The 16,116-nt window shown below is 33.4% G+C and carries 14 protein-coding genes; 12 read left to right on the top strand and 2 right to left on the bottom strand.

The features are described 5' to 3' along the window. The first annotated feature begins 39 nt into the window (after positions 1 to 39). Genes DWW52_RS00995 through DWW52_RS00980 form a run of 4 tightly spaced genes read left to right on the top strand, consistent with a single transcriptional unit; the run spans position 40 to position 4,592 of the window. Positions 40 to 1,386, top strand: a complete 1,347-nt coding sequence (locus tag DWW52_RS00995) for an O-antigen ligase (RefSeq protein WP_148315303.1) — start codon at positions 40 to 42, stop codon at positions 1,384 to 1,386. Further along, positions 1,373 to 2,302 (top strand): glycosyltransferase family 2 protein, encoded by a 930-nt coding sequence (locus tag DWW52_RS00990; protein ID WP_118713614.1) that lies wholly within the window; start codon positions 1,373 to 1,375, stop codon positions 2,300 to 2,302. The genes DWW52_RS00995 and DWW52_RS00990 overlap by 14 nt, the downstream gene beginning before the upstream one ends. Next, positions 2,271 to 3,449, top strand: coding sequence for a glycosyltransferase family 2 protein (locus DWW52_RS00985; protein WP_118713613.1), 1,179 nt, complete (start codon positions 2,271 to 2,273; stop codon positions 3,447 to 3,449). The genes DWW52_RS00990 and DWW52_RS00985 overlap by 32 nt, the downstream gene beginning before the upstream one ends. A 21-nt stretch (positions 3,450 to 3,470) precedes the next feature. Further along, positions 3,471 to 4,592, top strand: a complete 1,122-nt coding sequence (locus DWW52_RS00980) for a glycosyltransferase family 1 protein (RefSeq protein WP_118714266.1) — start codon at positions 3,471 to 3,473, stop codon at positions 4,590 to 4,592. A 132-nt stretch (positions 4,593 to 4,724) separates the two neighbouring features. On the opposite strand, the gene DWW52_RS00975 is transcribed toward DWW52_RS00980, so the two are convergent. Next, positions 4,725 to 5,804 carry an acyltransferase family protein gene (locus DWW52_RS00975; RefSeq protein WP_118713612.1) on the bottom strand — a complete coding sequence of 360 codons (1,080 nt, stop codon included), beginning with the start codon at positions 5,802 to 5,804 and terminating at the stop codon, positions 4,725 to 4,727. A gap of 146 nt (positions 5,805 to 5,950) precedes the next feature. On the opposite strand from DWW52_RS00975, the gene DWW52_RS00970 reads away from it, so the two are divergent. Genes DWW52_RS00970 through DWW52_RS00960 form a run of 3 tightly spaced genes read left to right on the top strand, consistent with a single transcriptional unit; the run spans position 5,951 to position 9,207 of the window. Then, complete coding sequence (locus tag DWW52_RS00970) at positions 5,951 to 6,571, top strand: DapH/DapD/GlmU-related protein (protein ID WP_233556695.1); 621 nt, start codon at positions 5,951 to 5,953, stop codon at positions 6,569 to 6,571. A 50-nt stretch (positions 6,572 to 6,621) separates the two neighbouring features. Next, positions 6,622 to 7,593 (top strand): glycosyltransferase, encoded by a 972-nt coding sequence (locus tag DWW52_RS00965; protein WP_118713610.1) that lies wholly within the window; start codon positions 6,622 to 6,624, stop codon positions 7,591 to 7,593. A 9-nt stretch (positions 7,594 to 7,602) separates the two neighbouring features. Beyond that, the gene (locus DWW52_RS00960) at positions 7,603 to 9,207 is read left to right on the top strand and encodes a hypothetical protein (protein WP_118713609.1); all 1,605 of its coding nucleotides are present in this window, start codon (positions 7,603 to 7,605) and stop codon (positions 9,205 to 9,207) included. Between the two features lie 82 nt (positions 9,208 to 9,289). On the opposite strand, the gene DWW52_RS00955 is transcribed toward DWW52_RS00960, so the two are convergent. Beyond that, positions 9,290 to 10,750 (bottom strand): lipopolysaccharide biosynthesis protein, encoded by a 1,461-nt coding sequence (locus DWW52_RS00955; protein WP_118714265.1) that lies wholly within the window; start codon positions 10,748 to 10,750, stop codon positions 9,290 to 9,292. 210 nt (positions 10,751 to 10,960) lie between these two features. On the opposite strand from DWW52_RS00955, the gene DWW52_RS00950 reads away from it, so the two are divergent. From DWW52_RS00950 to DWW52_RS00930, 5 genes are all read left to right on the top strand, one after another. Next, complete coding sequence (locus DWW52_RS00950) at positions 10,961 to 12,088, top strand: glycosyltransferase (RefSeq protein ID WP_118713608.1); 1,128 nt, start codon at positions 10,961 to 10,963, stop codon at positions 12,086 to 12,088. Between the two features lie 7 nt (positions 12,089 to 12,095). Further along, entirely contained in the window at positions 12,096 to 12,854 is a 759-nt protein-coding gene (locus DWW52_RS00945; protein ID WP_118713607.1) for a glycosyltransferase family 32 protein, read from the top strand. A gap of 30 nt (positions 12,855 to 12,884) precedes the next feature. Further along, positions 12,885 to 13,733 (top strand): glycosyltransferase family 2 protein, encoded by an 849-nt coding sequence (locus DWW52_RS00940; RefSeq protein WP_118713606.1) that lies wholly within the window; start codon positions 12,885 to 12,887, stop codon positions 13,731 to 13,733. A gap of 89 nt (positions 13,734 to 13,822) precedes the next feature. Next, positions 13,823 to 14,908, top strand: coding sequence for an endonuclease/exonuclease/phosphatase family protein (locus DWW52_RS00935; protein WP_118713605.1), 1,086 nt, complete (start codon positions 13,823 to 13,825; stop codon positions 14,906 to 14,908). A 129-nt stretch (positions 14,909 to 15,037) separates the two neighbouring features. Beyond that, positions 15,038 to 16,114, top strand: coding sequence for an endonuclease/exonuclease/phosphatase family protein (locus tag DWW52_RS00930; RefSeq protein WP_118713604.1), 1,077 nt, complete (start codon positions 15,038 to 15,040; stop codon positions 16,112 to 16,114). The last annotated feature ends 2 nt before the right edge of the window (positions 16,115 to 16,116 follow it).

The following is a 16,116-nucleotide window of genomic DNA, read 5'->3' as shown; positions in this document are numbered from 1 at the left end:
ATATTTATCATTAGCCTGTATACTATATACTTGCTAACGGTGGAAGGAGGTATTATCCCTGCTTTCATCTTCGCTTGCCTACCTGCTTTAATTCTGTTTTCAGCAGGTATTAGCCAAAAACAATATTATTTCTACATTTTCTTCATTACAAATTACCTGATCATGGGAATCAGTAGATATATCCCCATGAAAACGGGAATGATCATGCTTGGCCTTACTTTAGGTATCAGTATTATTTTTTTACTTAAAAATATTTTTCAACCTTACGAGTGGAAACGTTGCCTCAATTTGTTAACTATTTCATGGATAATATGGCTAATCTATTGTTTATTTGAATTTTTCAATCCATGGGCCGCAACAGAAGCTTGGTTCATTGCCATTGTAGGTTACGCACTATTACCTCTATTCTGTGCGATTCTCATTCCTATTCTATTCACTCGTTTCAAAGATCTTCAATGGTTGCTAATTATTTGGGCGATCCTTTCCATTTTAGCTGCATTAAAAGGCTTTTGGCAAAAAAATTATGGATTCGATACAGCAGAACTTTACTGGCTTTTTAACGAAGGAGGTGCCACAACCCACATTATCTATTACGGGGTACGTTATTTTTCATTCTTTTCCGATGCTGCAAATTATGGAATCGCTATGGGATTTTCTCTTACCGTGTTCAGCATCTCTGGATTTTTTGTTTCTTCACGCTGGGTTAAATTTCTATTTTGGAGTGCAGCAATTGCTTCCGCCTATGGACTAATGATTTCCGGAACTCGAAGTGCGGTAATCATACCATTTGTCAGTTTAGCCGTATATGTGTCTCTATGTAAAAATATTAGATATGCACTTCTCAGTGGAGGCGTATTGATTACAGTATTACTATTCTTAACACAGACACACATTGGTAATAGTAATGCATTAATTCGTAGAATGCGTTCTACTTTTGACAAAGAAGATGCATCGCTTCAAGTTCGATACATCAATAAAGAAAAGATGAAACCTCTCATGAAAGATAAGCCTTTCGGTATAGGACTAGGATTAAGTGGAGGACGAGCAAATCGCTTCGAAATAAAGACCAAACTGGCCGAATTACCTCCTGATTCGCTTCTCACCATGTATTGGATAGAGACAGGGATCATTGGCTTATCTCTTTATCTTACATTATTAGTCATTATTCTTATTAGAGCCTCATATATTGCAATGTTCACAATTCGAAACAAGAAATTGAAAAACATGATGTATTCTTTCATTGCGGGGATATCTGGTGTTTTCGTTGCCGCTTATGTAAATGACGTTACCACATACCCGAATGGAGTATTGATAAGCATTTTACTTGCCTTTTTATTTATTGCACCATACTATGACAAAGAACTAGTTCAAAATGAAATCAATTGATATCTCTATTATTACAGTCAATTATAACGGATTATTAGAAACTTGTGAATTAATAGAATCGTTAAAAAAACATCCTCAAAAATGTTCATACGAGTTTATTGTCGTGGATAATGGTTCTTTACAAAATGAAGCAGAAGTACTACAAAAACGATACCCAAATATTCGTACTATTCGTAGTGAAAAAAATCTAGGCTTTTCCGGTGGAAATAATCTAGGGATCCAAGTGGCGGTGGGAAAATACCTTTTTCTATTAAACAATGATACAATCATCTCTGATGACAGTCTCGTTCATTTATATGAAACATTGGACCAATCTCCTCGTATTGCAGCAGTAAGTCCAAAAATAAAATTTGCAACATCTCCTAGAAACATACAATTTGCAGGTTTTACAACTTTGAGTAAATACACATTACGTAATCACGCTATTGGTTTTAATGAAACAGACCATGGACAATATAACATTCCACAACCAACGAACTTTTTACATGGTGCAGCGATGATGATAAAACGAGAAGTAATCAAAGATATCGGTCTCATGCCCGAAATATATTTTTTGTATTATGAAGAAATGGATTGGTGCAGTAGTATGATTCGTCATGGTTACCAACTATGGTATAACCCCTATTGTACAATATACCATAAAGAAAGTTGTAGCACGGGAAAAAGCAGTTCTTTAAAAACATATTATCTCACCCGAAATCGCCTGTTATATACATGGCGAAATAGAAAAGGGGCCTCTTTAATTATCGCTTTACTTTATCAACTTTTTATTGCCAATTCAAAAAATATAATTGTCACTTTGTTTCGTGCAAAAATCTCACAAACAAAGGCTATTCTCAAAGGGTGTATAGATTTTTTTCTACTAAAACATAAAAGAAAAAGATATGAATTTACAGGAAATACTTTATTTAATTGAGTATATATGTTGGCTTCTTGCTTGTATAGCTGTTGCCTATCCATTAATATATTCTATAGCCTCACTAGGAACAAAAAAATCACATTATCCCAAAGCACGTAAACAACACCGATTTGCAATATTATTTCCTGCTTACAAAGAAGATGTCGTTATACTATCTGTCATTCAATCATTTTTGAAACAAGACTATCCAAAAGAATTATATAATATCATTGTCATCTCTGATCACATGCAAGATGGCACGAATGAAAGTTTATCGCAGCTCCCCATTACCTTACTAAAAGTAGACTACCCCAATAGTTCTAAAGCGAAAGCACTTAATTTTGCCATGAAACAATTTGATCGTAATCAATTCGATATTGTCGTCATTCTTGATGCAGACAATATCACCGAACCTAATTTTTTACAAGAAATAAATAATGTGTTCGATTCCGGAGTACAAGCAATACAAGCACATCGAACTGCCAAGAACCGTAATACAGAAATTGCAGTCCTTGATGGTCTCAGTGAAGAAGTCAATAATTCAATTTTTCGCCGTGGACATGTAAGGTTAGGCGTATCTTCCGCTCTTATTGGTTCTGGTATGGCTTTCAATTATCAATGGTTTTACGACAATGTCAAGAACCTATCTACTGCAGGTGAAGACAAAGAATTAGAAATCTTATTGCTCAAACAAGGCATATTCATTGAATATTTGGATGATGTCCTTGTATATGATGAAAAAACACAAGGAGAAAAAGGATTTTATAATCAACGACGCAGATGGTTAGCAACACAGTTTGCCCAGTGGAAAACCGTATTCCGAGACCTTCCCCATTCAATTTTATCAGGTAATGTTGATTATTGTGATAAACTTATCCAGTGGATGTTACCTCCACGTTTAATTCTTTTCGGTGGAATTATTGTAATGGGCTGTATCATGCAAATTGTCGATTGGCCGCTTGCTTTAAAATGGTGGGGACTATTTTTCATCATGGGAATTACTTTGTGTCTTGCAATTCCAGATAGACTAGTCGATGATCAATTCAAAAAATCAATTAACAAATTACCTCTTTTATTTTTAATGATGGTTATCAATTTATTCCGTATGAAAGGAATGAATAAGAAATTTGTACGTACCGAAAAAAACGGCACATCAACTATATAAATGCATAATACCATTATTCAGATGAAAATAGCCATTGAAGCACAACGAATTTTCCGGATAAATAAACACGGTATGGACTTTGTCGCTCTCGAAACAATTCGAGAACTACAAAAAAATGATCTTGAAAATGAATACTATATATTAGTTGCTCCCGGAAAAGATCACTGTCTAAAAGAGTCTCTCAACTTTCACATCTTAGAGATAAAATGCCCCTCCTATCCTTTATGGGAACAAGTAGCCCTACCTATGGCAATAAGGAAGATAAAACCAGATATACTACATTGTACAAGTAACACTGCACCTTTATTTTGCCCGGTAGCTCTTGTTCTTACATTACACGATATTATTTTTTTGGAAAAGAGAGCGCATAACAACAAATCCATATACCAAAATATGGGTTGGTATTATCGACGTTTTGTAGTTCCCCGTATATTAAAGAAATGTAAACAAATTATCACGGTATCACAATTCGAATGTAATCGTATACGCGAGACGTTACATTTACCCACGGAGCAAATTATTGCCATCCATAATGGCTTTAGCCAACGCTTTCACCCTATGAAAGATGTGTATAATATCACAAAAAAATATATCCCGTCTAAAGAATATTTATTCTTCCTTGGAAATACTGACCCAAAAAAGAATACGTCACGTACATTAAAAGCGTATAGCATGTACGTGAAACAATCAGTAAATCCATTGCCCTTATTAATCGCAGACTTAAAAGAAGAAGTTATTAATCAGATACTCAAACAAGAAGATATTGAAGAAATAAAGCCCATGCTTTATTCTCCCGGATATATCACCCACTCGGACCTACCAGCTATTTATAATGGAGCTAGAACATTTCTTTATACATCATTACGGGAAAGTTTTGGCATCCCGCTTCTAGAAGCGATGGCATGCGGAACTCCGGTTATTACATCCAACACATCTGCAATACCGGAAATTGCAGGAGATAGAGCAATTCTTGTCAATCCAACGGATGTAAATGCAATTGCAACACAATTATTAAAGCTAGAAAAAGATAAATTATACAGAAAACAACAAATTGAATTCGGCCTAGAAAGAGTAAAACTATTTTCCTGGCAATACTCGGCTGAAAAATTATTAAAAGTATATCAATCTATACTCAAAAAATAAAACGAAGAGTAATAATATATTCCATTATCAGTTTCCTCTAATTATTTTATTTCTATATGTTGAGCGTAGATGATTCAAGTTCTACTATTATCAATATCGTTCTATTTGGAATTTTTACAGGAATCACGTTTTTCATTGACTTCGTCCACCTGTAATAAATTCTAAAATTTTAGGTATTAATCTCCGTAATAATATATAAATTTCAAATGAAATAAATAATGTCAATACTATTGACAAAAAATATAATAATACTGCTCCCATATCGCTCACATTAGGAAAAAGCTTTACCATCAATTTTCGTAAACCAATTACCACAAAAAAGTGAAAAACAAAAATAAAAAAAACAGCTTTAACCAATTGATGTGGTATTTTCCATCTCCACTTAGTTATCCCAACAAAAATACACACATACATTACAGGTATTGCAAATAAAATACATACCCGTTGTACAAAAACTGCAAATACAAAATCTAAATGATAAAAGAACAGCACATTATATGCGACATAAAATATAATGAAACAAAATATTTCGAATACTCTATTTTTATAAAAAAACAAATCAATATCTATTTTTGCACAACCGAAATAGGTGCCAATTCCAAACCAGAAAACACTACATAAAGTAAACGCTAATCGAGGTGTAAGTGACCAAATTAGAAATATGGGTATCAACCAAAAAAATCTTAACTTTGAATTTAAATACCACATTACGGGAGTTAATAATGACAATATTATTAAATTTCGGACATACCACAATACTGATAATATTGGTGTTCCATCTCCTCCTAGCCAATGTCCACAATCCCAAAAAGCACGTAAAAAATCAATACATGAAAAATCCACCACGAACTTATGGTCTCCTGAAAAATACCCCTCAGTTATGATATTCTGTAAAAAAAAGAACAAGACTATCGTTACAAAATTCCAAACCATATAAGGAAATAATAATGTATAAATCCTTTTCTCCCATTTCTTCCTATAAGAAATTTTTCCACGGGAAGAATAGAAAAAAAGGAATCCTGAGATAAAAAAGAAAAAAGGAACAGCAATATAACCAGCTAATAAAGCGAAATTATAAGTAACAAATTTATATACAGGATATCCATTATTAAGCCATTCTACAGATCCAGTCGTAGTATAAGCATGTAAGGTAACAACAAAAATAATTAAAATTACACGCAAAAAATCTATAACTTCAAATTTATTTTCCATGCATTCATCCTCAATATAGGCTATAAAGCTACACAATAATAAAACTCATTCCAAATCTTACCAGATTATTATTACATTTGCATTAAGTATCCAATATAGGTTACATTGTATCACATCATTTGCATTTGTAAAAAAAATATCAAAACATCATGAATTATAGTATAAAAGAAAAGATTAAATCCAATCCTCACTTAAAACAATTCATTCTTAATCTAATTATTCATCCAATAAAAACACGCCCCAGGCTATGGATTCGATTATTTCAATTCGCATATATAAAAAAAGGTCATCAATCTGTTATATATAAAAATGTACGAAAAGATATTGTTCCTTTCAATTCTTTCGAATTGGGAGCAAAATCCGTCATTGAAAGTTTTTCAACTATCAATAATATGGTTGGAGCGATCACGATAGGCTCATGCAGCCGTATTGGTCTAGGTAATACAATAATTGGTCCCGTATCAATTGGTAATAATGTTAATCTCGCACAAAATATCACGGTTTCTGGACTCAATCATAATTATACAGATCCAAATAAGATTATTATTTCACAAGGGATAACGACTTTTGAAATTATTATTGAAGATGATGTTTGGATTGGTGCAAACTCTGTTATTCTTGCAGGCGTTTCAATTGGAAAACACTCAGTCATCGCAGCAGGTAGTATTATTGTTCAAAATGTTCCAGCTTATACAGTTGTAGCTGGTAATCCTGGAAAAATCATCAAACAATACGATTTTTCACTCCAACAATGGGTTAAAGTGTAAATCTAAAACAAATTCTCTACCACATCAAAATATATAAACCCTATTACGACATGAATAATCCCAAAGTTAGTGTCATCATACCTGTCTACAATACAGAACAATACGTGCAACAAACGGTAGAATCAATCGTTCAACAAACACTCCAAGACATTGAAATTATCATCATTAATGATGGTTCTACAGACAACAGTCTCGCCATGATTAATCTTTTAGCCAAAAAAGATCAAAGAATAAATGTCTATAGCCAAGCTAATCAAGGATTATCCGTCACAAGAAACAACGGCATAAAAAGAGCAAAAGGAGAATTTATTTATTTTATGGATAGTGATGATCTATTAGAATCCGACACGTTAAAAATATGCTATCAAAAGTGTATTGCCGAACAATTAGATTTCGTCTTTTTCGATGCAGAAAGTTTTTATGATGATCATATTCCACTAAGAGAATACCAATATCAACGTAATTTGAACATTGAAGATAAAATATGGAACGGTATAGAATTACTAAAGATTCAAGATGATACATGGAATTATCGTTCTTCTGCTTGTCTTAGCTTTGTCAAATTAAGTTTCATCCAACAACACCAGATTCAATTTTATCCAAACATCTTACATGAAGATGAATTATACACTGCATTACTTTACTTAGAAGCATCTCGCATAAACTACATTAAACGAACTTTTTTCAAAAGACGTGTCAGGCATAACTCAATTGTTACAAGCAAGTTTTCGATGAAAAATATTCAAGGATATTTTACTATTGCAAACGAATTAAATTTATATTCACATCAACACCCAAAAGACGCTTCATTGATTCATTCTCATGTGGCTAGAATGCTAAATGCAGCAGTTAGAAATAGCTGTCATATTCCTTTCAAAGAACGACTAAAAATTACAAGGCTATGCTTAAGCAAATACAAAAAATATATCACATATAAAACAATAGGAATCTTATTGTTCAAATCTTTCATTTCCTTTCAAGTACTAGAAAGGATGTCTAAAAAAATCAATTCATCAATATAATTCAATAAAATGGCTGATTTTTACTACAAACCAGGAGACTCGAACATGATAATCTCAAAATTCGATAAGTTATACACGAATAAACGTTGTATCACAAATGATTTTAATATTTTCTATAATGATAACACGACCACCCATATCGAACTAGAGGGCAATAGTATCACTGTATTAGGCTACGCTTACACATACCATAATTCGATAGAAATGTATCTCCAAAATTTATTATCGAATTTTGAAGAAAAACAAATTGATGAAATCAAAAAAAAGTTATTAGGCCAATACATAGTTATCATACATAAAGAAAATATACTATACTTGTTTTCTGATTTTTTACAAACCAGAAATATTTTTTACGCCGCTAACGAAAAATCAGTATGTTCATCATTTGATGTTTTACATGTCCACCAAGAAAATGAAATAAATGATTATAAAGCATTTGAATTCTTAGCGATGAGGCATTGTTTATATCCTACTTGGTTAGGTTCAACAACAATTAACAATCAAATTAAGCGACTTCGCACATACGAGTATCTAAAAATTAATACTGATTCAAATGATATTCAAGTTGGAGATATTCTATTAACTATTGACAATACTAAAATAGAATCACTAAAAGAAATCAACAAATACACACGTAGCACATTACAAGATGCCCTTTGGCATTCCAAATTTCAAAACGAAAAAATATACACGACTATCACGGGAGGTTTCGACAGTCGTCTAGTAACGGTCTTAGTTCAAAAGTATTACACAAATACTAACCTAAGAATATCAACACAGAAAAACATTTCTTCCTTGGATCAAACGATAGCCCAACAAGTCGCAAAAGCTCTATCTTCTCCATTAAAAATTTATGAAACTGATTCTCAAAGACAAATAAAAGATTTCTATTTTATAACTGATGGACTGGCACCTCGGGAGAACCTAACCATGACACAATTATTTCAAAGTAAAAATCGAGGAACTTTAGAATTCGGAGGAACTTTCGGCACAGAATTATATACAGCATATTCTTATAACAATTACAATGAATTAATTGAAGATTATTTATGCAAAGCAAGAAAATATATACAAGCCGATGAGATATACTTCGAGCGATTCAGACAATGCTTATACGATGAATTCAATAATTTATATATTCATTATAAATTAAAACACGAAGATCCCAGAGATTTTATAAGAATATTCCAACTTCTAGATACCGGTTACTTTTCTTCTTCTTTTATTTCTGCATTCAATATATATGGAAATCAATACGAAGTTTTCGGGACATTTCCCGTTATTGAAGCCGGTTTAAGAATACCGTACAAATATCTTGGCAGTAAATGGACTTTTGGTCGATTTTATCTTATCCCTAAAATTCTAATGGAAAAAATTAATAGGAAAGTTAGTAAAATCGAAACAACACACTTTTGTCCAATGCGTCCTTTATCTGTAATCTCTTTTATCTCATATTTTCTAGGGCGAATCAAAAGTAAGAATTATTATAAAAAGCAATCAAAGATTCAAAATAAAGATAGAGAAACAAAAATCTTAAAAACTAAACATTTTCAATATACTTCAACAAACTGGTTTGAAGGATTTCAAATGAGATATTTTTCATCGCAAGAATAATAGTCTACTCCCATATTTCAACCATAATAGAATAAAGCGATCACCCAATTTGATTAGTTGATCGCTTTAATAATTTTCTGATTCATTTATTCAAAAATTTAGTCATAATATCCTTTGCTTTCAATATAAAATTATATTCACCTGTAAATTGTATATAGACAACAGAAATAATACATGCCATACTTCCTTTAATAAAAAGGGATGAGAAATTATCTAATTGCGTTGTAGATAACGTTATAAAAAACAAGATTCCCGCTAAAATTGCAGTAAGTAATAAAGGAGATAAAAGATTTTTAATAAAGATTTTTAATCCGATTCGAAACAATTTGCAATACATAATTATATAAGCCTGAAAAAAATTAATGATAAAAGCACATAGTAAAGAAAAACTAACAGCTTCTATCGTTCCAAAAAATAATAGACCTATCATAACAGCTATTACGATCACAATCGTAGACAATACACCTGAAAGAAACAAGAGTTTCGTGACTCCTGCAGATTGAAATATCGAGCCTGAAGTTGACAATATTATTTGAAAACCGACAGAAAGAACTAGAATTTTAAATGCAGGCACAGAAGCCTCCCATTGGGTTCCAAACACGATATAAATAAGTTCTTTACCTGAAAAAAATAATAATATTGAAAGCGGAAAACCTACAAATGCAAGAAAACGAACTACTTTAGAATAATAAATACACATTTTATTTAAATCATTTTGCATTTCGGAAAAAATTGGGTGCATAACCGGAGTTATTATAAATGGAATATTCTGCATCGGCATCTGCATCAATTTATATGATTTATCGTAATAACCAAGCTGATTCACACCAATGTATTTACTAATCAACAACTTGTCTAAATTAACCGAGAAATAGTTTAATATATCAAACAAAAATTGATATGAAGAAAAATCACGTATTTTACCCAATGCACTCCATTCAATCTTTCTAAAACACAATTTAAGGGGATTTTTCATATAACTAATAAAGAAGAAACAAATACTCGATATAAGAGTTTGAATAACAAGAGCATAAACTCCTGCCCCCCAATAAGCTGCAATAATCGCTATCGTTCCTGCAACAGTCTGCACTACAAGTGAACGAATCGCCAAATACTTAAATAATCTGGCCTTAAATAATAAAGCATTAGTGACCACGTTAGCACAAGAAAAGAGCAAGGTAATAGAAAGTAACTGACATAAAACGATGAGTATACTTGAATCATAAACTTTTGCAATTAACCAAGAACTTGAAAAAAATAAAACAGATAATCCTCCCCCCACGAAAACCGTAAAAGAGAATAACGAATTAATTTCTTCTTTCGACAGCTCTTTACTTTGAATAATTGCAGGACCTATACCAATATCTCCTAAAATTGTAAAAAAAGTGATCAAAACTGTAATTGGGACAACAGTTCCATAATCTTCAGGAGTTAACAATCGAGATAAAATTCCTGTTATCACAATGGAAATCAAAACACCTGTATATTTTGCTATTGCATTATAAAATACGCCCGAAGCAAGTTGCTTTTTTATAGTAGACATCGCCATCCTCTTTTCTAAAATGTTAAAATCGCAAACAAATACTAGACTCGAATTCCTCTAAAACATACTCCACATCTAAATTTGTGTTGCAAAGGTAGACAAAAAAAAAGACCAGAAAACAAAATGCATCACAAAACACCTATCTTGCATTAATTACGTATATTTGCCACGAAATAATCGGCATGCGAACTAATCAATAGAATTACTAATATGAAAATTTTATTTCTCATATTTCATGGCTTTAATGCATCTAATGGCATTAGTAAAAAAATCCATTATCAAATCCACGCATTTCAAGCAAATTGTCAAGAAACTCATCTTTGTTATCTCGCCGAAGAAAATGGGACAAAATATCGCATGCTAGACGACACGGTTCTTGCAAATTATGGGAAAGGCATTAAAGGAAAAATATGTAAACGTATCGAATTTGATTCTATTCGTCGTTATGCAATTCGTCACGAAATTAATCTTGTATATTTACGTTCCGATCATAATGCAAATCCTTTCACTCTCAGGCTTGTTCGCAAAATGAAAAAAGCGGGTATACATATAGTTATGGAAATACCGACATACCCATACGATCAAGAATACTCCTCATTTTCTATGAAGTTAAATCTATTTATCGATAGATGTTTCAGAAAACAATTTGCAAAACATTTAGATCGAATTATTACTTTTTCAAATTATTCAAAAATATTTGGAATCCCGACATTACAGCTTTCGAATGGAATTGATTTTAATGAAATACCAATAAAACAACAAGTTAACGACACATCTCGCCAAGTCCATTTAATTGGTGTTGCCGAAATTCATTATTGGCATGGATATGATCGCCTAATAAAAGGATTAGCCAATTATTATACAACTCGGCCTCAATATAAAGTTTATTTCCATATAGTGGGAAAATTCACTGCTAAACGAGAATATGAAGCATGCATTCCTATTATTAAAGAGAATCAACTTGATCCTTATATTATCCTCCATGGACCACTATATGGAGAAGCCCTCAATTCTCTTTTTGAACAATGTGACATGGGTGTTGGTAGTTTAGGACGTCATCGAAGTGGAATTACGAACATTAAGACTCTAAAAAACAGGGAATATGCAGCCAGAGGTATCCCTTTTATCTATTCCGAAATAGACGAGGATTTTGAGGACATGCCTTATATATTAAAAATCCCTGCTAATGAGGATGCTGTAGATGTTCAACAAATTATTAATTTTTATAATCACACAAATTCAACTCCTACAAAAATAAGAGAATCTATAAAACATCTCTCATGGAACGAACAAATGAATAAAGTAATAGAAGCAATTAGCCCCATGAATAAAATATAAATTAATTATGATACCTAAAATTATCCATTTATGTTGGTTAAGTGATGATGCTTATCCTCCTAAAATTAGTAAATGTATTAAATCATGGAAAAAATACCTCCCTGATTATAAAATTATGCTATGGGACACGAAACGTTTCGACATAAATGAAAGCACATGGGTTAAACAAGCTTTTATAAAAAAGAAATATGCTTTTGCAGCAGATTACATTCGTTTTTATGCTTTATACAATTACGGGGGTATATATTTAGATTCTGACGTAGAAGTATTGAAAAGTTTTGATGACCTCCTGCAATTTCCATACTTTATAGGAGCTGAAAAAGCGGGAACTATAGAAGCAGCCATCATCGGTACTGAAAAAGGAACGGGATGGATCAAATCTTGCATGGACTATTATACTAACAGGTATTTCATAAAACCTGATACATCATTAGATATACGTAAATTGCCTGAAATCATGGTAGAAGAATTACAAAAGGACAAAATTATACGTTACTTAAAAGTGTCAGAAATGAAAGACATAAAAAAAATGGATTTCCAAAAAGAAATTCTAGTCATGCCTAATGAATATTTTTCACCTAAAATATTTGATTCCAGGGAAGTTATAATTACGACCAATACATATGCTATACATCACTACCAAAACTCATGGTTTTCACATAAAGCAAAAATATATTATAGAACTCGTACCATATTGATTCGAATATTCGGATACAATTTCATTCGAAAAATCGAATGCATTTTAATGCCACAAAAATTCAAATGAAATACTCGATTTGATCTAAAATACAACACTATGATCTGGTATCAAAAATATCTATCCGTCTATGAGAAACCATTACAGGAAATTCCTCAAGAAGTTATTCATGAAATAAAAACAAAAATCAATCAGTTACAAAGTCCCACCCCTCTAGTATCCGTAGTTATTATCGCATATAACGAAGAAAAACACCTGCTTGCAAACCTTTGGTCATTAAGTAATAATATTTGCAAATACCCCATAGAAATCATCGGCGTGGATAACGATTCTTCCGATAAAACCGCTGACATTTTCAAAATGACAGGCGTTCCCTACTACACCGAATACGAACACAGTTGCGGGTTTGCTCGACGTTGTGGTTTAAATTATGCCCAGGGAAAATACTATATCTGTATTGATTCCGACACAATGTATCCCCCCAAATATATAGAAACGTTAGTCAACCTATTAGAAAAACCGGGTACCGCCGCTGTTTCTTCTCTTTGGAGTTACATTCCAGACAAACAACATCCTTGGTTAGGAATAAAACTATACGAATTTTTACGAGATACTCATTTGTTCTTACAATCTTTTAAACGCCCGGAACTCAGTGTCAGGGGACTTGTATTCGCTTACAATATAGAATACGGAAAACAAGTCGGTTACCGGGTAGAAATTAAGCGCGGAGAAGATGGTTCCATGGCACTCGGTCTAAAAAAATATGGCAAAATCCGCTTCGTTCGTTCACACAAGGCTAGGGCTGTCACGGGTTATGGGACTGTAGGAGCAGACGGTTCATTCTTCAACAGCTTCAAAGTCCGGGTTGTAAAAGCGATAAAAAATGCCAGTTCACTATTCACAAAAAAAGAAAAATACGAAGACGAAGAATCAAATTTGATAAAATAAAGATGATCAACAGACATGCTAATTCACGGCAATATTGCTAACTTCGCGGCATCACAAACAGATAAAACGATTAACGTACAAATTGTAAAATGGCCGCACTGAGGTTTTTCTTTTACTTGTTAATGAAACCGACAACCCTAGGAATGGCCTTTCTGGGTATATGTGGGGTTTTCGCTCCATACATTAATCCCGACAAATGGTGGATTCCCGCGTTATCCGGCTTATTCATGCCTGTGATCATGATCATGAATATCTATCTTCTCGTGTACTGGAGTATCTGCAAAAAATGGTGGGTGATATTACCACTTATCACCATCATCTGTAATTATAATTTTCTTAGCAGCATGTTCCAATCACCCTGGAAAAAAGATATTCCATACACCAAAGGAAATGAGATCACGATAGGCAGTTATAACGTGGAAGGTTTTTACTGGATTGTTCGGAATGAAGGAAAATACAATCTAAAGGATCTCGTGGAAGAGAATCACATCGACATTTTATGTTTTCAAGAACATTGCGAAGAAGCCCAACAAGACTCAATCGCGGTAAAGGAAAGATTCGGGTTACCCCATAGACGGGTATTTTTTAATAGAAAAACATCGTGGGCCAATTTTGGCATAAGTATTTACAGCCGTTATCCCATCATCCGCCACGGGGAAATAGATTTCGGATCGGAAAAAAATGCTAGTATGTGGGCCGATATCGCAATCAAAGACGACACGATTCGGATTTTCAATAATCACCTCCAAACAACAAATGTTTCTATCAATCAAAAAAAATATGACGAATACAAAAGCGTGAAGAACTGGAAAGGACAAGCACGTACCTTAGTCACCCTTCTCGAACAATTAAAAGAAAATTTTGAAATACGTGCCCGACAATCCATTCTTGTTCGCCAGATTATTGACACGACTCAATATCCAGTGGTTATATGCGGGGACTTTAACGATACCCCAATATCTTTCGCCTTTAATCATATTGCAGGAAAAGATATCAAAGATGGATTCCGGGACCGAGGAAAAGGATATGGCCATTCATTTAACGGGATCAAAGGACTATTACGAATAGACTTCATCGGTTACAATCAGTCATTTAAAGGATTAAGTTACCAATCACCTTACCTCTCCCTGAGTGACCACAATCCGATTATCATGAAAATCGAATTAAAAAAATAAAACAGAGAAGAATTCTTAGATTATCTTTCAAAATTCACACTAAATAGTATACATTTGTACTACAACAAAAGATATATTCATTAATTTACACAAGGCTCTCGACACACTCAATTTTAAGTTAACGATCAAATGGCAGCTCTCAGATATTTTTTCTCTCTTTTAATGGTGCCGATAAGTTTTATCGTGGCAGGTGTTTTAATTGCGGCATACCTAGCGGGGCAAATTTCTCCAAACGAATCCATGCTCGTCACGTTCACGGGATTGGCCCTACCCGTCATTTTAATCGCCAATTTCCTCCTCTTGATTTACTGGATCATCAGAAAAAAATGGTGGTTTATTGTTCCGGCACTTGCTATCCTGCTAAATATCGGGAATATTTTATCTGTTTTTCAATTAACCATTTCATCAAAAGAGATCCCGCAAAACAAAAAATCCATTCGTATAGCCAGTTACAACGTGGGTAAATTCAGATCTTGGCAGAAGTTCAGTACACAACACGCCATCACGGGTTTCGCACGTAACGACAACGTGAATATCATCTGTTTCCAAGAATACATGGAAAACTCGAAAATGAATGCCAATACATTGAGTAAATTACTGAATTTCCCGTATCATGCCATCCAATACCTGGAAGGATCAACCGCCTTGGGCATGGGCATTTTCAGCAAATATCCTATCGTTCGATCCGGAACAATTCCTTTCCGCTCCAAAACCAATGATGCCATGTGGACAGATATACAGGTCGGAGAACAAACCATAAGAATCATCAGCTGTCACATGCAAACGACTAATTTCAGCAGGAAACAGAAAGAACTTGATAATCCGGTTATACAAAATGCTGACTTCGAACAAGCGGAAGCCGTCATGCAAGATATCACGCAAGAACTGACAAAGAATTTCAAAATTCGGGCAACACAAGCCGAAATGGTACGACAAGTCATTGACACGACAAAAATTCCGGTAATCGTGTGTGGAGACTTTAACGACACCCCAGCATCGTATACCTATCATCACATTAAAGGAGAACTGAAAGACAGTTTCAAAGAACGTGGGAACGGGTATGCATACACGTTTCGGGGAATACACCATCTGTTACGCATTGATTTCATCTTTTACTCTTCACAATTCGAATGTGTAGATTATCACTCCCCGGAACTCGAATGGAGTGATCATAATCCGGTTATCAGTGAATTTTATCTAAAATAAAA

The sequence above is a fragment of the Odoribacter sp. AF15-53 genome (assembly GCF_003479425.1).
Classification (GTDB): domain Bacteria; phylum Bacteroidota; class Bacteroidia; order Bacteroidales; family Marinifilaceae; genus Butyricimonas.
This window is presented reverse-complemented; position numbering and strand designations above follow the sequence as displayed.